Genomic DNA, 23,139 nt, shown 5'->3' with positions numbered 1-23,139 from the left:
CTAGTTCCTGCTGCTGGAACTCGCCCGCACATCGAGGCCGCGCGAGAAGAGATGGCTGCGCAGCTTGATCGGGCTGTGATCGGTGAACAGGAACATCGAAGAGATCGCAACCGCGGACGCGCCGGCCTCCAGCGCATCGATCGCGTGCTGCAGTGAGCCGCAGCCGCCGGACACGATCAGGGGCACGCTCAGCACGTTTGCAGCCCTGTGGATCATGTCGAGGTCGTAACCGCTCATGGTGCCGTCTCGGTCGATGGAGCCGAGCAGCACCTCGCCGCAATGAAGGTCCTCGCAACGCTGCGCCCATTCGATCGGATCGAGGGCTACGTGCTCGCGGCCGCCGTCAATGAACACGCTGGCGTGATGAGGACTGATCTTCTTATAGTCGATCGACACCGTCATGCACTGGTCGCCGAAGGTGCGCGCGGCCTCGCGCAAAAATTCCGGCCGCCGAACCGCTTCCGAGTTCACCGACACCTTGTCGGCGCCGGCCCGAAGCAGCGCGTTGACGTCATCGAGCGTCTTGACCCCACCACCGACCGTAAACGGCATGAAGATCTCTTCCGACATCCGCTCGATGATCTCGACCACGCGGTGACGCGAGGCCTCGCTCGGTACGATGTCGAGCACGATCAGTTCGTCGACGCCGTAGTCGTTGTAGACCTTCGCCGTCGTCACCGGATTGCCGGCGGCACGCTCGTTCTCAAAGAAGCGGACATATTTGACGAGCCTGCCGTCACGCAGCAGGAATTTCGGGATCAGGCGCTTCTTCAGCATCGCAGGCTAGTTCTCAAGGATTCCAGCGAAGGAAATTGCTCATCAGCTCGATCCCGCTGTCCTGGCTCTTCTCGGGGTGGAACTGAGTGGCGGCGATATTATCTCGGGCGATGATTGCGGTCACCTGCTGGCCATATTGTGCATGGCCGACCACGTCCTCCGACACGTTGCAGCGCATGGCAAAGCTGTGCACGAAATAGAAAGCCAGATTGCCCTCGCGGATATTGGAAAGGATCGGGTGGTTGCGTTCCTTCGCCACCATGTTCCATCCCATATGCGGGATCTTCAGCGCGGGATCGTTCGGCATCAAGCGCAGCACGTCGGCATCGAACCAGCCGAGTCCGCGATGGAGCACGCCGTCATCGGCATGCTCCTCGGAGGATTTGGCGAGGAGCTGCATGCCCAGACACACCGCAAGGAACGGCTTGCCCTTCTCTCGAACATGCCGTTCCAGAATCTCATCGATGCCGCGGGCGCGGATATTGGTCATGGCGTCGCCGAACGCGCCGACACCGGGCAAGATCACGTGTGAGGCGTCCGCGATCGTGCCGGCATCATGGGTCACGACCGGGTCAAAGCCGCAATATTCGACGGCGTTGCGCACCGACCGCACATTGTTGATGCCATAATCGACGATCGCAACGCCTGACATCACCCCGCTCCCCCCGGCGCCCTCAGCGCGCTACCCGATCAACCTCGACTAGTCGTCCTTGCCGCCGCCAATCTCGACGCCCGGATGGTTCTGCCAGGGGACCTGCGTGCGATCCCACTTATCCATGTCGGGCATCCGGCGGCCCGGCTCAACCTGATTCGGCGAGAACTGCCACGGACTGACCTCGTGCTTCATCGCAATGCCCAGGAACTGCTCCTCGGACAGCTGCAGATAATCGAGGAAGAGATCGAGGCTCGGCGGCCGCTTGCCGTCATATTCTCGCACCAGCGCCTCACCCTGCTCCCGCGTCATGCGCTTGTTGCGGATGTCGATATTGGCGAGATGGTTGGTCCGTCCCATGCCGCGCTTGATGTATTTCAGGTAGTCGCGCACGCCCTGGAAGAAGCACTCGATCTTCTCATAGTCGTATTCCGGCGGAATACCCTCGACCTCCTGGCCTTTCCAGCCGAGCTCGCTCTTGATGATGTCGACGTGCTTCTTGGTGTCCCACTTGATGTAACTGCCGAGACAGACCGAGCGGCACTTGATCCGCATCAATTCCTTGCGCGGCGGATAGACGAACGGATAGAGGTCGCGCTTGGCGACGCGGCCGCCGAGGAATTCGTACATGTCGTCAGCGGTAATGCCGAGGTTCATGGCGCGGTTGAAGCGCTTCTCGTCGACTTCTTCCATCTCGTCGTAGGAGTAGAACGACTGGTATTCGGCGAGACTCTCGCCCCAGATCAGAAGCGGCGTTTCGTAGCGGATCGCGATCTGCATCGTGTGGGCATAGATGCCGGTATGGCAGTGCCAGCAGAAGTCGCCGCGGCGCTTCAACGACTCCAGCATCAATTCGCGCACCACGTGCCAGTTCGGCGTGAAGTTCAAGACGTCGACGCCGAGCTGCTTGAACACGCTGGTGTTGTTCTCTTCGACTAGCGGCCGGTAGAACCAGTGATCGAAGCGCACCACCAGGGGCTTCAAGCCGAGCTTGCGCACGACGTACCAGAGCTGGAACACACTGTCCTTGCCGCCCGAATAGGGCAGGATGCAGTCGTAAAGACCCTTGTCGCGGTATTGGCCGACCAGCTCCATGAGCTGCTTGTAGCGATCGTCCCAGTCAATCTGGGTGTCCCGGACCTCGATCTGACGACAAACGCTGCAGGAACCAGCCTCGTCGAACGATGTTGCCTCCGCCGTTTCCGGCAACAAGCATTTGCTACAGCTCAACATTTCAGAGATTCTCGCGATTGCATGATTTGTCGTCGGCTTACCACGCCGTCCACCCCCCGTCGACCGCAATACACTGACCTGTCACATAGGCCGACAAATCGCTCGCTAGATAGGCCACAGCGCCTTTCATATCGTCCTCCCGCGCCATGCGCGCAAGCGGCGTGCGGGCCACATACCGGCTCAAAAAGGGCTCTGGCGTCGCCCTGAAGACGCCTCCGGGCGCCACCGCATTGACCCGGACTTTCGGGGCCATGGTCGTGGCAAGCCAGCGCGTGATCTGGACCAGGCCACCCTTGCTTGCGGCGTAGGCCGCGGGGTTTCCCAGAGCGGTTCCCTCGTAAAGCCGCCAGTCCGGGCCGGCGAGCCCGTAGATCGAAGAAATATTGATCACGCTGCCATGGCCGGACTTGGCCAGATCCTCGGCTGCGGCCTGTATCAGGACGAACGGCGCGGTCAGGTTGACCTCGAGCGCCCGGCGCCATGTCGCATCCGACTGCTGCTCGAACGGCACGGCCCACCCTTCAAGGCCGCTGGTGCCGACAAAGGCCGCGCAATTAACGATGATGTCGATGCCGCCGCATGCCTCGCGTACCCGTCGCGGCAGATCCTTCACCGCCTCTCCCTGCTCGAAATCGCAGTCGAACATGTCCGCTTTGACCGACCAGTTCTTCGCGAGCTCCGCCGCAGCCTGTTTGCCAGCGGACGCCGCCATATCCACCAGCGCGATCGTAGCGCCGAGCTCGGCCAGACCGCTCGCAATCGCGCGGCCGATATGACCGGCGCCTCCGGTGATGACAGCGACGCGCCCGTCGAGTGACATCATCTCGCGGAGCGAACGTTCGATGCTCATCCGAATATCCTTTGAAACTCGTCGGAGGCGCGCTGCAGATCGTCGAGCCGGCCAACATCAATCCAGTATTCCCGCAGCGGGAACACCACGGAACGCTTGCCGGTGGCGATCGTCCGCTCGATCAGGGTCGGCATGTCCACGGCCTCGTTGCCATCGAGATGATCGAGCACGTCCGGATCGAGCAGATAGACGCCCGCGTTGACGAAGAACTTCTGGGTCGGCTTTTCGCGGATGCCGAGCAGACGATGATCGTTGAAGTCGACCACGCCGAACGGCACGGTCACCGAATGCTCACGCACGCAGACAGTAGAGAACGCCTGGTGCTCGCGATGATATTTCAGCATCTGCTCGAAATTCACCGTCGTAAGCAGATCGCCGTTCATGACAAAGAATGGCTGCGTTGGCCGCTCGGGCAACAGCGACAATGCGCCCGCGGTGCCGAGGCGCGCGCTCTCCTGGAGATAACTGATCTCGACGCCCCAGGCCGAGCCATCGCCGAAATAGTCTCGGATCATCTCAGCCTTGTAGTTGACCGAGATGAAGAACTTGCCGAAGCCGGCCTTGACGAAACCGCTGAGCACGGTCTCCAGGATCGGCTTGTCGCCAACCCGGATCAGGGGCTTCGGTATGTCATCGGTCAGCGGCTTCAGCCGCGAGCCGAGGCCACCTGCCATCAGGACCACCCAGTGGTCGGATTGCTGCGCGAGCGCTAAATCATCGATCAGCTTGACCTCGACCACCCTGCCCTCCGCATCGACGATCGGAAGCTGGTGGATCGAATGCTTGCGCATCAGGTTGAGCGCGGCGGGGTTGGAAATGCCGAGCGGCGCCGTGATCGGCGTGCGGTTCATCACGAGGTCGACAGAGGCATCGAGCCCGACTCCGCCGAGCAGCGCGCGCCGCACGTCGCCGTCGGTGACGGTGCCGATGATCTTGCCGTCACGCTCGACCACGGCGAGTTGCAAATGGCCCTGATCGATCCGCCGCAGCGTCTCTATCAAAGGCGTATCTTCACTGACGACGAATATTTCTTTCATCACGAACCAATCCGGTCGCCGCAGGCAAAGGCGCCGGCCCTAACGTTCTTTGCGACCACGGCGCCCGCGGCAACGACGGCTCCCGCTCCCACGCTGACGCCCACCAAAAGCACCGCGCCGGCCCCGATATGGGCGCTCTCGCCAATCGACACGCCGCCGCAGAGCACCGCTCCCGGCGCGACATGTGCGTGGTCTCCCACGATGCAATCATGCTCCACCACCGCGCGCGTATTCACCAGAACATTCCGCCCGATCCGCGCCGCCGGCTGGATGACGGCACCCGCCATCACCTGAGCGCCATCGCCGAGCGTCGCATCCGAGGCAATCGCCGCGGAGACATGCGAAATCACCGGAAACCTGTAACCCAGAGCCGCGAAACGGCCAAACAGCGTACGCCGCCCGGACAGGCCCGAATCGGTGCGCGAGGCGCGGTTGCCCAGGCCGTTCACAAGCTCGACCGAATCGACGCTCATCTTCAGGATGTCTTCGTCGGGTCCTGTGATCGGAACACCCCCGACCACCCTGCCCAGGAGTGCGGTGTCACGCTCCATGACCGCGGCAGGACGTATGCCACGGCTCCGCAATGCCTCGATGAGGACGCGGGCATGACCGCCGGCGCAGAGCACGATCAGGCTCATGGCTCCAGCGCCTCGTTGGCCGCATAGTCGCGCTGCGCCGTCCTGCCGAGATAGCTCCAGTATTCGATCGGCTGGATGCCGCTGCCGGGCCGTTTGACGCCGAGATTGTCCTCGGTGAAGCGCTCGCCGGCACCAACTGGGCGGATCGCAACGAGACTCCGCCGTGCCACCGTGCGATTTGGAATCTCTTCCCGCGCGGGCACCTTGCGGCCATCGCCCATCGCAGCCTCGACGTCGCGGATCGACGCAATCATCGCCGCCATTTCGTCGGGTTCGATCGAGGCGCGGTGATCGGGCCCCGGCAGATTGCGATCGAGCGTCAGGTGTTTTTCGATCACGACCGCACCGAGTGCGACCGCGGCTACCGCAACATGAATGCCGCGGCTGTGATCGGAAAAGCCGACGGGAAGCCCCAACGCATCGCCCAGCGTCGCCATCGCGCGCAGATTGATCGAGCGCGGATCTGCCGGATATTCGGTCGTGCAATGCAGCAATGTGACCTTGGCGCGCAGTTCCGTCCAGATCGCGCGGTCGAGCAGAAGGTTTGCGAAATCAGCACTTGCCGGCCGCGCCGTGGCGCCACCGAAATAGCCGAAGGCGATGACGCCAAGCGCCTGCTCCACTTCCGCCAGTGTCGCCATGCCGGTGGACAGGATGATCGGCAACCGAAAGCGCGCCAGATGTAGCAGCAGCGGCGCGTTGGTGAGATCGCCCGATCCGACTTTCAGCGTCGAGACGCCGATTCGGTGGACCAGATGCGTGGCGCTGTCGGCATCGAACGGGGTCGACATGTAGGTGATACCGGCTGCCACGCAGGCCGCGGCAATGCGTTCTTCGTCGTCCTCGCTGAGTTCCAGCGCGCGCAGCATTTCAAGCTGCGACTGCGCGTTGCCGGTGGTCGCCTGCTGATAGCTCGCCTTCGCGGCCCCCGCAGTCGCCAGCTTATCGGCACGAAACGACTGAAACTTGACGACGTCGGCGCCGGCCCGCGCGGCAGCCTCCACCAGCTCAAGCGCCCGCGCGCGATCGCCGTTGTGGTTAACACCGGCCTCGGCAATGATCAGGGTTGGGCGATCCATGTGGTTTCGTCGCTGAGCGCGGGGGCGATCGAAATCGCCCGCCAATCAAGGAGTTGTCTTAGTCGAGTACACTGGTAAAAGCAACGCAAGCGGGCGGCTTGCGGCGTTCCCTTCAGCCCCCAGGCCGGCGACGAATCGCGCCGGCCCTTGTTTGGCGCTAACAGCGGGATTGTCGAGAGCAAATGACCAATTCGCCGGAGATATTGTTCCTGCTGGTGGGCCGCGGGGGATCCAAGGGGTTGCCCGGCAAGAACCTGCGCGAGGTCGGTGGTCTCAGCCTAGTCGGCTACAAGGCAAAGGCGGCGCGGCAATGCCGCTACTGCTCGCGTCTGATCGTATCCAGCGACAGCGCGGAGATCCGGGCCGAGGCGAAGCACCATGGCGCCGAGGTACTGTTCGAGCGCCCGGCCGAGCTTGCGACCGACACCGCCTCCTCCAACGACGTGGTGCTTCACGCCATGGATTGGATCGAGACGCATGAAGGGCGGCGCTACGACGCCATCATGCTCCTGGAACCATCATCGCCCTTCGCGCGGCCGGAACATTTCGACGAGGCGGTCGAGCTGTTCGCCAAGCGCAAGGCGAGTCTGGTGGTCGGCATGCGTGAGACCGAAGTGGCCTCGATCTTCGTCGGGACGCTGGGCGAGGACGGCTCGATCGGCGCCATCGTCGAGAAGATGCTGAAGACGACGGCGCAGCGGCGGCAGGACCAGGCGCCTGAAGTCACCATGAACGGTGCGCTCTACCTCGTGGGCTGGGAGGCGATACGCAAGCACCGAAAGATCTATGCCGATCCTTCCGCAAGCTATGGCATCATGATGGACCGCCTGCATTCAATCGAAATCGAGAGTGCCGCCGACCTCGCCTACGCATCCTATGTCATTGAGCACGGCATGCTCGACGCGTCGCCATGGCGGAAATCCCCATGACCGCAAGCCGCCGCATCGCCGTGGTTACTGGTTCGCGGGCCGACTACGGCTTGCTGCGGGACATCCTGACGCGGTTGAAGGCGGTGGATGACGTCGATCTCACCATCATCGCCTGCGGCATGCATCTCGTGCCGCGCTTCGGCGAGACCTGGCGGGCCATCGAGGCCGACGGCTTTTCGATCGCGGCGAAGATCGATCTGCAACTGCACGACGATCGCGCCGAGACGGTGGCACGCGGTACCGGCATCGGCGTTTCCGGCTTTGCCGCTGTGCTTCCCCAGCTTGCGCCGGATGTTCTGGTTGTGCTCGGCGACCGCTACGAGGTGCTGGCTGCCGCGATCGCGGCGACGCTGTTGAACATTCCGATCGCTCACATCCATGGCGGCGAGATCACCGCTGGGGCCTTCGACGATGCGATCCGCCATGCCATCACGAAGATGGCCTGCCTGCATTTCGTGGCGGCCGAGCCCTATAGGCAGCGCGTGATCCAGATGGGCGAGAATCCCGATTTCGTCTTCAATTTCGGCTCACCGGGCCTTGATCTCGCCAGCACGGCGCCTGTCCTCGACCGGACCGCGCTGTTCACGAAGCTCGGCATCAGTGGCCCGGAACGCTTCCTCCTGGTCACACTGCATTCGACCACGGCGCGGCCGGATACGGACGCGACGAACGTCGCCGCACTCCTCGGCGCGCTCGCCGAGGTTAAGGACCGCAGCATCGTCTTCACCGGCGTCAACGCCGATCCCGGCTATCGCGCGATCGACGACGCCATCAAGGCCTTCGTCGCGGCAAGACCAGACCGCGCCTTTCACTTCACCTCGCTCGGCAGCGAGCGTTACTGGGCAGCGCTACGGCTTGCCGACGCCGTGGTTGGCAATTCGTCGAGCGGCATCCTGGAGGCGCCGGCCATCGGCGTGCCATCGATCAATATCGGCGACCGCCAGCACGGCCGGCTGCGTGCCGCCTCCATCATCGATTGCCCGGCCGATTCGGCCGCCATTCTCGCAAGTTTGGCGCGCATCTTCGAAGGTCGGTTCCAGGCCGATCCGGACGAAGAGCCGCCCTATGGCCGTGGAGGTGCATCGGAGAGGATTGCTGGAACCCTTCGAACGATCGACCTTCGTGGCGCTTTCCCGAAGCATTTCCATGATTTAACCGTCGCGCCGGAACACGCAAAGGAGGGCGAATAACCGCCGGCCATTGTTGCCTGCGCAATGGCACAGGTTGTATAGATCAAGCGACTTTAAGACGATCCGCGCCAGGTCCGGAGAAACGTGACATGACGACAATCGATTCCCTCACGGATGCGGCGCCCGCGGCACATGCCGTCGATGTCAGTGAGCTGCCGATCCCGCCCTATCGCGGCAACACCCTGCCTTCGATCGACTATGACGCGCATCCGGCCTATGGCGGCATGTTCCCCCGGCCGACCTTCCGTGAGCGGCTTTACGCGCTGAATGTGTTCCTGCGAACCTTCGCCTTCGTCACGATCCGCCGCATCGTCGATTACGACAACATGCCGCTGCTGACCAAGGAAGCCGGCTTTAGCGGTCTCAACGCACGGACGGCGCTGCGCTACATCTCGATGTATGCGCGCATCCGCGCCAGCCGCGCGATTGGCACATTGACCGGTGCGCGGCGCCCCGCGATGCCCGCCAACCCGGCGTTGCTTAACAAGATTAAATCCGACGGTATCGTCTGCCTGACGCTCTCGCCCGATGAAATCGATCAGATCCGGAGCGTGACTAATCCGGGCTTTGCCAAGCTCGACGAGCGCCGTGCCAGCATTGCGCCGCAGAACCGCAAGTTCGACGACAACGTCTACTGGTGCACGCGCTCCGCCGATCCGGAGGCCTTCGCGACGGTGGAAAACATCTTCAAGCGTTACGGCATCATGGAGGCTGCGAGCGCCTATCTCGGCCGTCCAGCCGGCGTGAAGCACGTCAATGCGCAGATCAACGACCAGGACCTCGCATTCTGGAAGCGGGTGTTCCCGGACACGCAGCTCGCCGACCCCTGGGGCAGCTACCTGCACATCGATGCCACTTACGGCATGCTGAAATGCGCGATCTACGTCCACGACATCGGCCCCGACGGCGGACCATTCTGCTACATCCGCGGCAGCCAGAATGCGAAGATCGGCTGGTTCGAAGGCATGGTGCGCCGGACCAACGACTTCAGCGGCTTCTCGGGCCGGCGACCCGACGCGCGCAAGAAATTCATGGCATTGCCGGCGTTCCTGCGCAAGAAGGCCGATTTCGGCGGTGACTTGCCCGACAACTCCCCCGATGTGGCGCGGCTGCGCGAGGGACATTTCGCCGCGACCTCGAACTACGGCAATTGCGTGCTGTTCGACGGCAACGGCATGCATCGCGGCGGCATGGTGAACAAGGGCGAGCGCCGCTGCCTCTTCATCCTGCTCGCGGAAATCTGAGGCCCATTCCCGGCGGCATGACGAGCGATCAGCTCTTCGCGTCGAGCAGCTTGCTCGGCCGCTTGAGATAATCGACGAGCTGCTCGGGGCTGAAATAGGCGGCCTGGCTGCGCAGCGGGCTGTCCTTGCGGACAAAGGCGAGATCGATCTGGGCGAGCGCACCATCCAGCGAGCGCATGTGCCCCTCGAGCACGTCATAGACCGCGAACCCTGCCTCGTCGCAGAAGCGCACGATATCGGCAAATTGCGGAATGCCATGGCGCATCGGCATCATTGTGGTCTCGAGGATCATGAGGTCGATCTCATTGATGCGCGAGCCCAACCCCTTGAGCACCTCGATCTCGGCGCCCTGAGTGTCGACCTTGATGAATATCGGATGCTCCAGCTTCTCCGGCAGCAACGAATCCAGCCGACGCATCGGCGTCTTCCGCGCTTCGCCGTCGAGCGCCGAGCCTTCGACCTGCGCGAAGATGCTCGAGCCCGAGATATCGTCATGGACGTTGAAGGTGATCTCGCCATTCTCGGCGCCGGCGGCAACCAGAAAATATTCCGCGTCGAGCCGCTGCTTGAGTTGCTCGAGCACGGGACGGCATTCCGCGACCGGCTCGACTAGAAAATACTTGGCGCGCGGGAACGCGTCGTAAATCGGTGAGGTGCCGAAAGCGATGCCGACGTCGACCACCGTTTTGACCTCGAAGCCCAGGGACTTCAGATGCTTGAAGAACAGCGCGAAGTTCCGGACCGGCGTGTTGGTGCGCATCAGGCGCAGGCCGATCGGCTCCAGGACGCGATTGATTGCCTGGAACGCGGCTGAGACGAATGCCTTCATGAAGCGTACGCCAGTTGGGCAAGAGCCTGGGTGACATGTCAAGATCGATCACAAATGCATTGTCCGCCGGAGGACCCGGTGGAATTTGCAATCGACAGGTCGATTTGGTAAATCAGCGGGGCAAGCCGGTCAAGCGACCGCGCCTTCAGCAGTGACAGCGACACCAGCATGAAAATTCTCGTGACCGGAAGCTCCGGCTTCATCGGCCAGGCGTTGATGCGGCGGTTGCGCACTGAGGGGTGCGCGGTCGTGGGGCTCGACAAGGTTCCGGCTGCCGCAACCGATATTGTCTGCGATATTCTCGAGGTCGATCGGCTCAAAGAGGCCGTGCAGAACGCGGCGCCCGACGCGCTGGTCCATCTCGCAGCGCGCATCGACCTCGATGAGAGAACCAATCTTGCGGGCTATGCCGCCAACATCGAGGGCGTCGAGAATCTGGTCGAGGCGGTACGGCTGACGCCGTCGATCCGGCGAGGGATCTGGACTTCGTCGCAGCTCGTCTGCCGCGTCGGCTATGTACCGAAGAGTGACACCGATTACACGGCGGACACACTGTACGGAAAGAGCAAGGTCCGCACCGAACAGATCGTCCGCAGCGCTGACGGCGCCGGGCGCGAATGGTGTCTGGCACGGCCCACCACGGTGTGGGGCCCCGGCATGAGCGCGCACTACCAGCGCTTCCTTCGCATGATCGAGCGCGGGTCCTATTTCCACGTCGGGCACGGCCCGCTCTGGAAGTCCTACAGCTACATCGACAATATTGCGTTCCAGTACTGGCGCCTGCTCGTGGCACCTGCCGAACAGATCCAGCGTCAAACGTTTTATCTTGCGGACTACACCCCGATCGATCTCATCGCTTGGTGCGACGCCTTTCAGCGCGCATTCGGCTCTCGCACCCTTCGACACGTGCCAATCGCCGTTGCGCACGCATTGGCGTTGTGCGGCGACGCGGTGAACGCGATCGGGATGAAGAAGTTTCCATTCAATTCATTCCGCCTCAACAACGTGCTCACGCAGTATCAATTCGACCTCAAGCCTACCGCGTCGGTCTGCGGCGATCTGCCGTTTGACATGGAGCAAGGCGTCGCTGCGACGGTTGCGTGGCTCGCGGCATCTCGGCACGCTGACCGGTCTGAGGTGGCGGAGCCATTCAACTGAAGCTCCCCGGCATCCTCCGGCGATCCTGACCGCAGCCTGGCAAAATCAAGCATGAAGCCAGTCACCACCATCGAAACCAGCACCAACGCCGAATTTGCCACGCCCAACGGTCCCTGCACCACGCTGAGCAGGATGCTGGCGAGGATAAAGACCAACAGCAGCAACGGCGTCATCAGGTCGGAATGCTTGCTTCCCGCCGCGCTCCAACCCGCCACGGCGCCCCAGATCAGGATGTAAATGATTGCACCGATAAGGCCGAAATCGATGAAGGCGGCGCCCCACACGGTCGGGAAGAATCCGTAGATGGAGGCAGTTCTCTGCTCGGCCTCCATGGCCTCGACGTGCTGGTTGCCCGGGAAGAAGACCCGCAGTAGCGGCGACAGTACTCCGATCTCGTAAACTCCCCATTTCGGGGTGAGCTTGTCGCGTGCGTACCACGCCCGGTCGAGCGTGCGCACCCCGTGCGTCAGATAGAAATAGGTGCTCAGGCCGATCATCGCGCCACGTGGTGATAGGCGGCTGGATTCGATCGCGGACGTGACGTAGCCCCGCGGCTTCACATTCCAGGCTTCCAGCATCATCGGGAGGACGCCATCGGCGGCAGTCGGATTTTGCTCCGGTGGTAGAGCCGCACGCGCCTCTGCAGTTCGATTGCTAAGATCCGTAATTCGATTACTAAGATCAGTTGCCGTGATCTTCTCGCTGGTCTCGGGCGGCTTGCTGGCATTGGCAGAAGGCACCTCGCGCGGCACCGTCTCCTGCTGCAGCTCGGTGATCAGTGGCGACATCTGGATGCAGAAATTCTGCCGGCTCGTCCAGATCGCGCTGGAATAGATGGCAAACAGCCCGATCGCGGCGACCGTCTTGACGATGAGATAATGGCCGCGCGGCAATGGCGGCCGCCCTTGCGCGAGGCGGACCAGCATCGCCATCACAGCGAGAACGAGAACCAACAGGATCGGCATCCGCCCTGAATAGAGCACCGCATAACCGACTGGAGAGACGATGGACAATTGCGCCAGCGCCGCCGCCCATCCCGTTATTTCCTCTCCCTTGAGCAAGAACAGCACCACCGACACGAAGCCGAAGGAGAACATGGCATAGCCGCCATAAAGCAGCGGCGTCCGCTTGATCGATATGGCGTCGACCAGCCCGGGCGCGCAGCGCAACAGCTCCGAGTAGGCACTATTGCTCACCCCGCTCAGCATCGTGCGGTCAAGCGCGACCAACGCAATTCCGACGAGACCGAACAGCGACACAGCGGTGACGATGCGATTCAGCATCCGCCTGGAAAGCGGAGGCATTTGCATCTGACGCGAAAAATAGCGGACGAAAAAAACTATGCCACCCCAAGAGCCGACCAGGAAGAGGCCGACGCCCGAGCCGACTACGGTAAGCACGACAATGGACGGCTGTCCCGCATAGTCTATTGGTCCGATGGCGACACTTAAGAGCGCTGCGCACCAGATCAAGACGATGAGGATTGCGGGTGACGAGAGATTGCCCGCCAGATGAATAAGCCGCTGCATTTTCCCGTTACAAATGCGCCGAAACCCTAAAGTTGTGTAGCAGGGTCACTTTGACACCGCAATGACGGCGCCCATTAGTTCACGGATAGAGCATGTCCGGATCAGTTGGCAGGCCGACAGTTTCCAGATGGGCGGGTTCCCTGCGAGCCTCGCATTATCCGGATGGCCTGTATGACCAGCAACAGGAATAGTACGGTGCTGGCGATGCCGCCGGCCACTGCCGCACCATAGATTCCGTACGTGGGAACCAGAAGGACGTTGAGCAGCGTCGACACCACGGCCGAGCCGAGATTGCATAGCAGGAGATGATTGTCCGACCGCGCTGCATAGAGCGCGTAGGAGGGAACATCGGCCAGCATGCGCAGGAAGATTCCCGGCAGCATGGCGTAAAACACCCCGATGTGCGACGCGTAGGTTGATAGTCCGAGCACCGACAACATCGGAGCCATAGCAACAGTGCAGACGATCACTGTTCCCGACGCCAGCACCAGCATCGACCACAAGAATGAGCGGAGCGCAACGCGGTAGGCATCGACCCCCGCGGCATACCCCGCAATGACCTTCGGCAGAAACTGATGTGATACCGATCCGCCGAGCGACAGCAGGCCGATCAGAATCGTCGAATAGAATGTGTAAATGCCGAGCGCATCCCGGCCAACGAAGATGTCAATGACGAAGCGGTCGACATAGGAGATGACCAGCGCGCCAGCCGCAGTGAACATGAAGGGGCGAGCCGTGCGCAGACCCTCGCGGATGGCTGACCAATCGGGCCGGTATCCCTTCAACTCACGCCAGGGAAGATCGGAGAGCGAGAAAGCGGAAAAGGCGATCGACAGCACACCGCCGAACGCCCACAAGACCAGAACGGTCTCGAGCGTCCGCGTTGAAGGTGCCGCGAACATCAGAAGCGCGACAGCATAGACCCAGATGCCGCCGCGAAGGAACACACCGATATAGGCGCGCACCGGCCGCCAGGTGATGATCAAAATGCGCGTTGCCTCCAACGAGACATACTCGGTGATCAGGATCACGACGAACCATGGCGCTAGACGGGCTGGGAACCAACCCGCCCCGATCGCACTGAAAACCGCGACGCCGATCGCAAGCAGCGCCACCGAGCCGAGCGTCACCTGATCCGCGATGATCCGCGCCCGCCGTTCCGGCGTCGCCGGCACCAATTCGCGCAGCGTGTACGAGTAGAACTCGAGCCCGACCGCGAGCAGCGCAAATGCAAGCGTCGCGGTCAGAAGACCGTACTGCCCCATCTCTGCCGGCGACAGCATGCGCGCCAGCAATAGCGACAACAGAAAGCGGCTTGCCAGCGTCAATGCGCGCAGGATAAGCGCCGAGACCGTGCCCGCAATCGCCGGCCGAGTAGCGAGGTCAAGCAGACGAGATCGCATCACGCTGTTCCATCCCCACCGGCCATTGACATCGGCTGCAGCGCGTCCCTGCTTAATCGTCAGGCGGCGGTTCTGCAGGACTTCAGGAAGCGCGGCAAATGCGTGTTCAGCGAACGCGCCAATGGCTCGACTGACGCGCGCGCGGCGGCATTTTCGGGATCGAAATTACGCCAGCCGAAATAATCTCCCTCAACACTAATTGCTGCGAGGTGCCGCATGATCTCGCGCCGCGTCGTCGCGAGATCATCAGACAGACGCCATCGCGCAAGCCGCTCCGCAAGCACGTCGATTTCCCCGACATCTCGGATGTGCACGAAATGCTGCTCGGTTGCATAATAGGGTTCGGTCGCGACTGAACAAAGTCCGGCCAGCGCTGCCTGGAGCCCGATCGTCCCCGTGAACGTCACCGAGATTGCGCATTTTCCGATCAGCACGTTAGCCGGCACGTCATAGGGCACCAGCGTCACGAAAGGTAATTTTGACAGCCGCTCGAACAACTCGCGCTGGCGGAAACCAAATTGCAGCGGATGATCCTTGACGAATACGCGGTAGCCCGCGCGGCCGAGCACCTCGCAACAGCGCACTAGCACGTCGTCATGCGCAAGCATGTCCTGGGACTTCAGCCAATAGTCCATGGAGGCTTCGGGAAAGAGCTGCAGTCCGAGGAACACTCGCCGCTCGCGCGGCAGATCGGCAAGCCGCTGATCCCAGCCATGGTCGAGCAGCTTGAGTGCGGCAACGTCGCCGACGCGCACCTTGTGCTTTAGTTGCTTTAGCGCGTCGAGATAGTGACAATTGTAGCGGTCACGCTTGAGGAAGCGCCAGACATTGAAGAAGGCGCCACGCACAGAGTAGTAACTGAATATGCGCCAGAACCTGCCCCGTGAAAAGCGCTTGGCATCGCGCACATAAGCGGGCGCGAAATCTTCGGCGCAGAGCTGACTGATTGCGGCATTGATATCCTCGGTCGATGGCTCACGCAACCTGGCCGGCCGGCCGCGGCGCATGAGCATCACCTGATCGGGAATGATCGATGTCGTCATTTCGAGAAAATCGACGCCACGCCGGCGCGCGATCCGCTCCATTACGTCCATGACATAACGGTCGATGGTAAACGTCATGACGAGATGGGGATCAAGCCTATCGAAGGCCTGCTCGATCGCCTGGGTCATGCCGCCGATCAGTTTGAGCGCGAGATCGCGGTTGAGGCTACGGAGTACGCGGCAGCGCAGGATGACATCCGCGCATCCCTCCTCGCCAAACCGCGCAAGTGCGACAGCGGCCGCATCCCCCTTATCGACAAAGCGGTAGAAATCGTCGACCAGCGAATAATCACCGTCAGCCCGTAAGTCGCTCAGCACGACCGCCTCGGCAAACTCCATGCGCGACGCCAAGTATTTCCACCACCGCGTCGTGCTATGAATGGTGAAAAAGACAACGCGGGGCATTAGACCTTGTTCTTGTTGGCGCTTTCGGCCAGGAAGGGGCTACTCGGCAGGTTAATGCAGCGCGTATGCATCTCTTCGGCGACTGGAAGCGGCGAACGTGGGCAGTCCCGGTACATCGGCAATAGGTGCATTGGCGTCCACAGCGGCCTTGCGCGAATGCCGTGACCGTGCAGGGCTCCGAGCAGCCGGTCGCGCTCAGCGGCGTATTCGCGGTCGAGCACAAGCGTATTGAGCCAGTAGTTGCTTTGCGAGCCCTTCGGCTCACGATAAATGCGCGCCCAAGGGAAATCGCTGAAAGCAAGAAGATAGCGCTCGGCGAGCACGCGCTTGGCTTCGACCATCGCTGACAGGCGCTCCATCTGCGCACAGCCGAGCGCCGCATTGATATTGGGAAGGCGGTAATTGTAGGCGACCTCGTCATGGTCAAATGCCCAGGCGTGCGCCTTCTTCGCCGTAGAGGTAAAATGTCGCGCGTGACGGGCATGCGCCTCGTCATCGGTCACGATCATGCCGCCGCCGCCTGTAGTAACGATTTTATTGCCGTTGAAGCTGAGTACGGCGGAATGGCCAAACGTGCCGCAGCCCTGCCCGTTCAAGGTCGAACCGAGCGATTCGGTCGCGTCCTCGACGATCACAAGATCGTATTTGGCGGCCACCGCGCCGAGTGCGACCATGTCCACCGGATGCCCGAAGATGTGCACCGGAACCACTGCGCGAAGCCGGCGGCCCGTCTGCTTGTTTACCCACGCGCCATTCCGCCGCACGGCGATAGTGTCGAGATGCGCCTCGAGTGCTTGAGGATCGAGCCCCAGCGTATTCCAGGTCGAATCGACGAAATGCGGGATGGCGCCGGCGTGGCTCACGGCGTTCGCCGTGGCGACGAAGGTGATTGAAGGCAGCAGCACCTCGTCGCCCTTCTCAACGCCTTCGAGCACCAGTGCAGCGTGAAGCGCAGCGGTTCCATTGACGATCGCCACTGCATGGCGCGAGCCAGTCGCAGCGGCGACCATCTCCTCGAAGCGAGTGACAAATTTGCCTGCGGATGACACCCAGTTGGTGTCGATGCAATCGAGCACCAGCTCACGCTCGCGCGCACCAAAGCGCGGCTCGTGCAACTCGACCGGGCGGGCGGCCGCGCCAAGCACGGCATCCACGGCGTCGAGCACGGGCTTGAGATCAAGTATGGCGGGACGGTTGTTCGCCTGGGCGGAGGAAATGCTCATCTTGTTCACAGCGTGTACGCATTGGCACGATAACGAGACAGGTTCTCCTGCTTGGTGAACCAGGCGATGGTCTGTTCGAGACCCTTGCGCAGGCCGTCCACGCCGGCAAAGCGCGGCGACCAGCCGAGAAGCTTCTGCGCCTTGGCGTTGCTGGCCCACAGGCGATCAACCTCGCTGCGCTCGGGACGAACGCGGACGTCGTCTTGCTCGATCTCGATCGTCACGTCCATCAGTTCGGCGATCATGCGCGCGGTATCGCCGATCGAGATCTCGAACGCACTGCCGATATTGATGACCTCACCGATGCCGGCTTTCGATTCGAGCGCTGCCAGGAAGCCACCGACGGTATCGGCGACGTAATTGAAATCACGCGTGGGATGGACACTGCCGAGCTTGATCTTGCGCGCGCCCGCCGCGATCTGGGTAATGATGGTCGGGATCACCGCACGCGCCGACTGCCGTGGACCATAGGTGTTAAACGGCCGTACCACGGTAACCGGCGTCCCGAACGAACGCTCGAATGATAGCGCGAGCTGATCGGCGCCGATCTTGGTCGCGGAATAGGGCGATTGCCCCTGCAGACGATGGTCCTCCGTGATCGGAACAAACTGGGCCGTGCCATAGACCTCACTGGTCGAGGTGTGCACCAAATGCTCAACACCGAGATCTCGCGCCGCCTGCAACACATTAAGGGTGCCGCGGATATTGGTTTCGACGTAGGTGTCCGGCGAATGATAGGAATAGGGAATCGCGATTAGCGCTGCGAGATGCAATACGGCGTCGCATCCCTTCATCGCCGTGCGAACGCCATTTGGATCGCACACGTTGCCCGCGAATATGTCGAGCTCCTTACGGATCTCGGCTGGCGAGGAATCAAGCCAGCCGTGCAAGCCCATGCTGTTGTAGCGCACAAATGCGCGGACTGCGAAATTGAGGCGGACCAGTTCCTGCGCGAGGTGGGATCCGATGAATCCGCCCGCGCCTGTTAGCAAGATTTTCCGCGACATTTCGGTTCCCTTCGCCAAGCGAGGCTACCCTGAAATACAGGTACCCGGTCTGGTATGGCCGCTTCTAAACAGTCATTCGGCGAGAGACCAGCCGGAACGCACAGAAAACTTGGGAGCATGGTTCTTACGCTTCCATCTCACACTGTCGGAACTATCTGTCCCCATTGATAACTACCATGATACCGCAATAGCCGCCTCAGCGGAACGCGCGGATCAGATCTGTTACAACCTGTAGCTGGTCGCTGGCAATCTCTGCAAACATCGGCAGTGACAGGATGCGTCCCTGATCGGCGAACGCATTCGGAAATTGCTCGGGCCGTTGGTCAAACCGCCGATATGCGGCGAGGAACGGCAGTGCCGTCGGATAATTGATCGCGGTCTGCACGCCATTGGCGTTCAGGTGAGCGGCCAACGCGTCGCGGCGCGGATGCCTGATCGTGTAGAGGTGATAGACGTGGGTGCGGCCCGGCGCGACCTCAGGCACGATAACGTCCTCGATCTGGTTGAGGCCGGCATCGTAGAACTCGGCCGCGTTCCGGCGCGCTTCGGTCCAGGCCGCGAGATGCGGCAGTTTCGCCGACAGGATCGCCGCCTGCATGCCGTCGAGCCGGCTGTTGATGCCTTCGATATGATGCTGGTGTTTTACCAAGCCGCCGTGCCGCGCCAGCATGGCCATGTGCTCGGCGAGCGCAGCGTCGTTGGTGACGATGGCGCCGGCATCGCCCATCGCGCCGAGATTCTTGCCCGGATAAAATGAATAGGTCGCGGCCGCGCCGAACGTTCCGACCTGCCGGCCCTTGTAGCGCGCCAGATGCGCCTGCGCGCAATCCTCGATCACCCAGAGCTTGTGCTTGCGCGCGACCGCCATGATCGCATCCATGTCCGCCGGCTGGCCGTACAGATGCACCGGAACGATGCCGACGGTGCGCGGCGTGATCGCGGCCTCGATCGCCATGGGATCAATCGTGAACGTTGATCCATCCGTATCGCAAAACACCACGGTGGCCCCGGCGTGCGTGATCATCGCCGACGTCGAGATCCAGGAGTGCGCTGTGGTGATCACCTCGTCGCCCGGCTGAACCTTGAGCGCGGCCATGGCGAGATACAGCGCATCGGTGCCGTTGGCGCAGGATACGCAATGCTTGACGTCGACGGCAGTGGCAAACTCCCGTTCGAAGGCATCGACGTAGGAGCCGCGAATGAACGCGTTGTCGCGGATGACGGAAGCAATCGCGCCGTCGATCTCGCTCTTGATGTTCTGATACTGCAGCTGCAGATCCGCAAAAGGCACCGCCATTGACTATCTTCCCTACTTGTCCGCCAGCAGCCGGCGTGCCGGATTGCCCGCATATGTCCCTGACGTCGTGATGTCCCTCGTCACGACGGAGCCTGCGCCGATCACGACGTCATCGCAGATCCTGACCGGCATGATGGTGGCGTTGGAGCCGATCGAGACGCGGTTGCCGATCACGGTCTCGCGCCACAATTCCCTGTTGCCGCGCGCCGGCCCGCCGGTCGAAAAGGTGTCGTTCACGAACATCACGCCATGGCCGACAAAGCAGTTTTCGCCGATCGTGACCAGTTCGCAGATGAAGGCATGGGACTGCACCCGCGTGCCGGCGCCGATCACGACGTCCTTCTGGATCTCGGTGAACGGCCCGACAAAGCATTCGTCGCCGATCTTGCAGCCGTAAAGATTGCACGGCTCGACGATCTTGACGCCTTTGCCGAATTCGACGTCGCGCACGCCCGCCTGATAGATCTCCGGCTTCTTCACGGCACGACACCAAGCCGGCCGAGCCGCGGCGCGAAGCGAAGCGGCACCTCGGCGCCGGTCTCGATCGATTCGTAGAGCGCCGAAATCAGTTCAAGGCTCTTGCGCCCTTCGAGACCGTCGACCAGCGCCGAGCGCTGGTTCACCAGGCAGTCGATCACGTGCTGGTAATAGGCCTGATGGCCGAAGCCGTAGACGTTCGGCGGATTGACGGAAAACTTCTCGATCACGTCCTTGTCGGAGGCAAGCTCATCGACGAAGCGCCAGTGCCGGATCTGGTTGACGGCAAAGCCGGCGATCTCGACCGTTCCCTTCTCGCCAAGAATCGAAAGCGAGCCTTCAAGGTCGGTTGGCCGCACGGCCGTTGTCGCCTCGATGATTCCGAGCGCGCCGTTGCGGAATCTCAGCGTGGCAACCGCCGTGTCCTCGGCTTCGATCTTTGCTAGCGCCGTGACGGCGCGGGCATGAACGCTGACGACATCGCCGAAGAACCATTCCAGCATATCGATGTGGTGGCTGGCCTGGTTCGAGAGCACGCCGCCGTCATAGGCCCAGGTGCCGCGCCAAGCGTCTTGGTCATAATAGCTCTGGTCGCGGCACCAGCGGACGCGGACCGTGCCCAGGATGAGGCGGCCGAAGCGGCCGGCCTCCAGTGCTTCCCTCGCCTTCACAACGGGAACGTTAAAACGATTTTGCTTGACAATGAACAGCTTCACGCCGGCCTCATCGCAGGAGCGGATCATTTCATCGGCGTCTTGCAATCGCAAGGCCATTGGCTTCTCGACGACCACATGCTTACCAGCCTTTGCACAGGCGATGACATGAGCAGGGTGCATTCCACTCGGCGTCAATACTGCCACCGCATCAATGTCCCTTCGGTCAAGGAATGCTTCGATATCGTAATCCGCCGGAACACCGAAATTCGACGCGATCGCGTCGGCCCGCGCCGAAATCGGATCGCAGACTGCGACGAGCCTTGCTCCGCCGATATGACCGCCTCCGAGCAATTCGGAATGACGCTTGGCAATGCGCCCACACCCGAGCAAGCCGAATCTGATCATCATATGTCCCTATACTGACCGACCACATTGCAATGAGCAGCTTAGCAAGCAAACCAGAGGCCATTCTCGATAGTCAAACAATTTTTGTCGTTAGACACTTTTCCGTAAATCTGAACGCCTGATACGGCCTAACCGCCTCACATTCATTAATATGTCACTGGCTGCAAGACTTATCGAACCCGGACAGCGTCATCTGACGCAAAAGCTCCGACGACCTCAGCCAAAAGCGCGAACGCTTCGGCAGTCGATTGCAAGAATAATGCTCGATCGCTCTCAGCGAGTACGCTGGATAGCTCAATAGGCTCGAGCCAAGGTCTGAGGATCGCTGTTGTCTGATGAGGAAAAAATGAAGATAGCCCCCGTTGTTGCTCCAATGGGAATAACGACCGCGACTAATACGAACGACGTCGGCGTGAACGCCATGCGGGGGGCTGACGGGTCATCGTCTTCGTAGATTTCGATCGGCAATCGTTCGTTGTTGTCAAACGAGTCGGAGGGCTGGCAAATGTCTCGTGAAGGGGAGATAACCCCGAACTCGGAACTCAAAAACCTTACGAGAGGCCTATGCAACAAAACTTTTTCAAGCCCTAGGCACTTAGTAACCTGAAAGTGGCCTTTGCGGCAACCCCGTCGATTCCTCAATACAGTGCCGCCAGCTTTCGCTTGCCTACGGAAAACGTCGATTGTAAGCCGTCACGAACCTGGATCCCGGCTCCGAAAAATGGAAAATCTGACCGAGCAAAAGCAAACTCCCGTACTAGACCTCCAGATTGGGAAGCGCCAGGGCTTAATCCTCCTGAACTGGATCCTGATCGCGGTGTCCTGTATTTCTCTTGTTTATGTTGCCCATTATTATTCGGAGTATTACATATCCTTTCGTCCTTCGGGCGTATCTAGCGCCATTGTGCTGATAGCTGCGTTTGCCGTCATCTCGGTGCTTTTTGCGTTTGCCGGCAACAGCTTCGGTTATGTCGTTGGCTTCTATTCCTATACGATGCTCACGGGGTATTTGTGGCTGAATAGTTTTTCAGAGTTGATTTACAATCATCGGCTAGCCGGGCTTTCTGCGGCAGCATCGGCGATCGGATTCTTGTTGCCCGCCCTGTTCATCTCCGCGCCCGTTCGCCAAGTCTATGCTTTGTCCTTATCGGCATTAGATCGTCTGCTCACACTGATCCTGTTGCTGAGCTTAGCGACGATTCTCGTCGGTGCCAGCTACAGCTTTAAATTTGTCAGCATTGAAAACATCTACAACTACCGCCACGAACTTGGATTTCCGGTGTTTCTGAACTACGTGATCGGATCAACATCCAACGCGCTGCTGCCATTTGCATTCGCCTGTTTCGTGGGACGCGGAAATATCTGGCGTGCCGGCGCGGCTCTGTTTTTGCTTTTGGCGTTCTATCCGATCACGCTTAGCAAACTGGCCCTGTTCACGCCATTCTGGCTCGTGGCGATGTTAGCGCTTTCGAGATATTTCAACTTCAAGCTTGCCGTCACTCTTTCGCTGCTTGTGCCGATATCCGTGGGATTGTTGCTGATCATCCTGTTCGACCAGGAGATACTGCCTTACAGCATGACCATGCCCTATTTTGGGCTTGTGAACTTTCGGATGATCGCGATTCCCTCGTTAGCGATGGACTATTACAATAGCTTTTTCTTCAGTCATCCCGTGACGCATTTCTGTCAGATAGGCTTGCTCAAGCCCTTCGTCGCTTGCCCCTATCAGGAGCAGCTGGCGAACGTCATTTACAATGCTTTTGGCATTGGCGGACAATTCAATGCGTCACTGTTCGCGACGGAGGGTATTGCATCGGTCGGAGTCCTCTTTGCCCCGGTTACGGCATTCGCAGCGGGCCTTGTGATTGCGATAGGCAATCGCCTCTCTGCCGGTTTGCAGCCGCAATTCATCCTAATCTCGGGCGCTATTCTAGCCCAAGCGCTTCTTAACGTACCCCTGACAACGGTGCTGCTCACCCATGGCGCCGGCGTGCTTTTTGTCCTTTGGTACATTACACCGCGCGACGCGTTCGGAGTTACGGCGACGCCACCCCCTTAAACTCTTAGCCGGTGACCGA

20 protein-coding genes are annotated in these 23,139 nt (G+C 61.0%); 5 read left to right on the top strand and 15 right to left on the bottom strand.

Annotated features, from left to right (window positions below):
- Genes AC0QUY_RS28770 through neuB form a run of 7 tightly spaced genes read right to left on the bottom strand, consistent with a single transcriptional unit; the run spans position 1 to position 6,266 of the window.
- Positions 1-777 (bottom strand): imidazole glycerol phosphate synthase cyclase subunit, encoded by a 777-nt coding sequence (locus tag AC0QUY_RS28770; RefSeq protein ID WP_475389616.1) that lies wholly within the window; start codon positions 775-777, stop codon positions 1-3.
- Positions 778-790: 13 nt separating this feature from the next.
- Positions 791-1,429: an imidazole glycerol phosphate synthase subunit HisH gene (gene hisH, locus AC0QUY_RS28765; protein ID WP_475389615.1), complete on the bottom strand. Its 639-nt coding sequence runs from the start codon at positions 1,427-1,429 to the stop codon at positions 791-793.
- Between the two features lie 48 nt (positions 1,430-1,477).
- Entirely contained in the window at positions 1,478-2,662 is a 1,185-nt protein-coding gene (locus tag AC0QUY_RS28760) for an N-acetyl sugar amidotransferase (protein ID WP_475389613.1), read from the bottom strand.
- Between the two features lie 37 nt (positions 2,663-2,699).
- The gene (locus AC0QUY_RS28755; RefSeq protein WP_475389612.1) at positions 2,700-3,512 is read right to left on the bottom strand and encodes an SDR family oxidoreductase; all 813 of its coding nucleotides are present in this window, start codon (positions 3,510-3,512) and stop codon (positions 2,700-2,702) included.
- Positions 3,509-4,549 carry a nucleotidyltransferase family protein gene (locus AC0QUY_RS28750; RefSeq protein ID WP_475389611.1) on the bottom strand — a complete coding sequence of 347 codons (1,041 nt, stop codon included), beginning with the start codon at positions 4,547-4,549 and terminating at the stop codon, positions 3,509-3,511. The genes AC0QUY_RS28755 and AC0QUY_RS28750 overlap by 4 nt, the downstream gene beginning before the upstream one ends.
- Positions 4,549-5,187, bottom strand: coding sequence for an acetyltransferase (locus AC0QUY_RS28745; RefSeq protein ID WP_475389610.1), 639 nt, complete (start codon positions 5,185-5,187; stop codon positions 4,549-4,551). Before AC0QUY_RS28745 ends, AC0QUY_RS28750 begins: the two co-directional genes overlap by 1 nt.
- Positions 5,184-6,266: an N-acetylneuraminate synthase gene (gene neuB / locus AC0QUY_RS28740; protein WP_475389609.1), complete on the bottom strand. Its 1,083-nt coding sequence runs from the start codon at positions 6,264-6,266 to the stop codon at positions 5,184-5,186. Before neuB ends, AC0QUY_RS28745 begins: the two co-directional genes overlap by 4 nt.
- Positions 6,267-6,448: 182 nt before the next feature.
- Here neuB and AC0QUY_RS28735 point away from each other — a divergent pair, with 182 nt between their 5' ends.
- The 3 genes from AC0QUY_RS28735 to AC0QUY_RS28725 all read left to right on the top strand — a co-directional run bounded on the left by AC0QUY_RS28735 (position 6,449) and on the right by AC0QUY_RS28725 (position 9,629).
- Positions 6,449-7,195 (top strand): acylneuraminate cytidylyltransferase family protein, encoded by a 747-nt coding sequence (locus tag AC0QUY_RS28735; RefSeq protein ID WP_475389607.1) that lies wholly within the window; start codon positions 6,449-6,451, stop codon positions 7,193-7,195.
- On the top strand, positions 7,192-8,385 hold the full coding sequence (neuC, locus tag AC0QUY_RS28730; protein ID WP_475389606.1) for a UDP-N-acetylglucosamine 2-epimerase: 1,194 nt from the start codon (positions 7,192-7,194) through the stop codon (positions 8,383-8,385). The genes AC0QUY_RS28735 and neuC overlap by 4 nt, the downstream gene beginning before the upstream one ends.
- Before the next feature lie 89 nt (positions 8,386-8,474).
- Complete coding sequence (locus tag AC0QUY_RS28725; RefSeq protein ID WP_475389605.1) at positions 8,475-9,629, top strand: phytanoyl-CoA dioxygenase family protein; 1,155 nt, start codon at positions 8,475-8,477, stop codon at positions 9,627-9,629.
- 28 nt (positions 9,630-9,657) lie between these two features.
- Here the strand turns inward: AC0QUY_RS28725 and AC0QUY_RS28720 are convergent, their stop codons facing one another.
- The gene (locus AC0QUY_RS28720) at positions 9,658-10,458 is read right to left on the bottom strand and encodes an FkbM family methyltransferase (protein ID WP_475389604.1); all 801 of its coding nucleotides are present in this window, start codon (positions 10,456-10,458) and stop codon (positions 9,658-9,660) included.
- 168 nt (positions 10,459-10,626) lie between these two features.
- Here AC0QUY_RS28720 and AC0QUY_RS28715 point away from each other — a divergent pair, with 168 nt between their 5' ends.
- Positions 10,627-11,616, top strand: a complete 990-nt coding sequence (locus AC0QUY_RS28715; RefSeq protein ID WP_475389602.1) for an NAD-dependent epimerase/dehydratase family protein — start codon at positions 10,627-10,629, stop codon at positions 11,614-11,616.
- A gap of 1,630 nt (positions 11,617-13,246) precedes the next feature.
- Here AC0QUY_RS28715 and AC0QUY_RS28710 read toward each other — a convergent pair.
- From AC0QUY_RS28710 to AC0QUY_RS28680, 7 genes are all read right to left on the bottom strand, one after another.
- Positions 13,247-14,548, bottom strand: a complete 1,302-nt coding sequence (locus AC0QUY_RS28710; protein ID WP_475389601.1) for an MATE family efflux transporter — start codon at positions 14,546-14,548, stop codon at positions 13,247-13,249.
- A 59-nt stretch (positions 14,549-14,607) separates the two neighbouring features.
- Positions 14,608-15,930, bottom strand: coding sequence for a hypothetical protein (locus AC0QUY_RS28705; RefSeq protein ID WP_475389599.1), 1,323 nt, complete (start codon positions 15,928-15,930; stop codon positions 14,608-14,610).
- A gap of 65 nt (positions 15,931-15,995) precedes the next feature.
- Positions 15,996-17,219, bottom strand: a complete 1,224-nt coding sequence (locus tag AC0QUY_RS28700) for a LegC family aminotransferase (RefSeq protein WP_475389598.1) — start codon at positions 17,217-17,219, stop codon at positions 15,996-15,998.
- 5 nt (positions 17,220-17,224) lie between these two features.
- Entirely contained in the window at positions 17,225-18,226 is a 1,002-nt protein-coding gene (locus tag AC0QUY_RS28695) for an NAD-dependent 4,6-dehydratase LegB (RefSeq protein ID WP_475389596.1), read from the bottom strand.
- 196 nt (positions 18,227-18,422) lie between these two features.
- Entirely contained in the window at positions 18,423-19,523 is a 1,101-nt protein-coding gene (locus AC0QUY_RS28690) for a DegT/DnrJ/EryC1/StrS family aminotransferase (protein ID WP_475389595.1), read from the bottom strand.
- Positions 19,524-19,535: 12 nt separating this feature from the next.
- On the bottom strand, positions 19,536-20,003 hold the full coding sequence (locus AC0QUY_RS28685) for an acyltransferase (protein WP_475389594.1): 468 nt from the start codon (positions 20,001-20,003) through the stop codon (positions 19,536-19,538).
- A complete protein-coding gene (locus tag AC0QUY_RS28680) occupies positions 20,000-21,061 on the bottom strand; it encodes a Gfo/Idh/MocA family protein (RefSeq protein WP_475389592.1) in 1,062 nt (353 codons plus the stop codon). Before AC0QUY_RS28680 ends, AC0QUY_RS28685 begins: the two co-directional genes overlap by 4 nt.
- Positions 21,062-21,782: 721 nt before the next feature.
- On the opposite strand from AC0QUY_RS28680, the gene AC0QUY_RS28675 reads away from it, so the two are divergent.
- Positions 21,783-23,120: a hypothetical protein gene (locus AC0QUY_RS28675; protein WP_475389591.1), complete on the top strand. Its 1,338-nt coding sequence runs from the start codon at positions 21,783-21,785 to the stop codon at positions 23,118-23,120.
- Positions 23,121-23,139 lie beyond the last annotated feature (19 nt).

The organism is Bradyrhizobium sp. WYCCWR15520, from assembly GCF_056174665.1.
Note: the sequence above shows the minus strand (reverse complement) of the source record. Positions and strands in the feature narration are given on the sequence as shown.

Coding starts and splice junctions, on each gene's coding strand:
- AC0QUY_RS28770 (WP_475389616.1), bottom strand. CDS start 777: ATGCTGAAGAAGCGCCTGATCCCGAAATTCCTGCTGCGTGACGGCAGG.
- hisH (WP_475389615.1), bottom strand. CDS start 1,429: ATGTCAGGCGTTGCGATCGTCGATTATGGCATCAACAATGTGCGGTCG.
- AC0QUY_RS28760 (WP_475389613.1), bottom strand. CDS start 2,662: ATGTTGAGCTGTAGCAAATGCTTGTTGCCGGAAACGGCGGAGGCAACA.
- AC0QUY_RS28755 (WP_475389612.1), bottom strand. CDS start 3,512: ATGAGCATCGAACGTTCGCTCCGCGAGATGATGTCACTCGACGGGCGC.
- AC0QUY_RS28750 (WP_475389611.1), bottom strand. CDS start 4,549: ATGAAAGAAATATTCGTCGTCAGTGAAGATACGCCTTTGATAGAGACG.
- AC0QUY_RS28745 (WP_475389610.1), bottom strand. CDS start 5,187: ATGAGCCTGATCGTGCTCTGCGCCGGCGGTCATGCCCGCGTCCTCATC.
- neuB (WP_475389609.1), bottom strand. CDS start 6,266: ATGGATCGCCCAACCCTGATCATTGCCGAGGCCGGTGTTAACCACAAC.
- AC0QUY_RS28735 (WP_475389607.1), top strand. CDS start 6,449: ATGACCAATTCGCCGGAGATATTGTTCCTGCTGGTGGGCCGCGGGGGA.
- neuC (WP_475389606.1), top strand. CDS start 7,192: ATGACCGCAAGCCGCCGCATCGCCGTGGTTACTGGTTCGCGGGCCGAC.
- AC0QUY_RS28725 (WP_475389605.1), top strand. CDS start 8,475: ATGACGACAATCGATTCCCTCACGGATGCGGCGCCCGCGGCACATGCC.
- AC0QUY_RS28720 (WP_475389604.1), bottom strand. CDS start 10,458: ATGAAGGCATTCGTCTCAGCCGCGTTCCAGGCAATCAATCGCGTCCTG.
- AC0QUY_RS28715 (WP_475389602.1), top strand. CDS start 10,627: ATGAAAATTCTCGTGACCGGAAGCTCCGGCTTCATCGGCCAGGCGTTG.
- AC0QUY_RS28710 (WP_475389601.1), bottom strand. CDS start 14,548: ATGCGATCTCGTCTGCTTGACCTCGCTACTCGGCCGGCGATTGCGGGC.
- AC0QUY_RS28705 (WP_475389599.1), bottom strand. CDS start 15,930: ATGGAGTTTGCCGAGGCGGTCGTGCTGAGCGACTTACGGGCTGACGGT.
- AC0QUY_RS28700 (WP_475389598.1), bottom strand. CDS start 17,219: ATGAGCATTTCCTCCGCCCAGGCGAACAACCGTCCCGCCATACTTGAT.
- AC0QUY_RS28695 (WP_475389596.1), bottom strand. CDS start 18,226: ATGTCGCGGAAAATCTTGCTAACAGGCGCGGGCGGATTCATCGGATCC.
- AC0QUY_RS28690 (WP_475389595.1), bottom strand. CDS start 19,523: ATGGCGGTGCCTTTTGCGGATCTGCAGCTGCAGTATCAGAACATCAAG.
- AC0QUY_RS28680 (WP_475389592.1), bottom strand. CDS start 21,061: ATGATCAGATTCGGCTTGCTCGGGTGTGGGCGCATTGCCAAGCGTCAT.
- AC0QUY_RS28675 (WP_475389591.1), top strand. CDS start 21,783: ATGGAAAATCTGACCGAGCAAAAGCAAACTCCCGTACTAGACCTCCAG.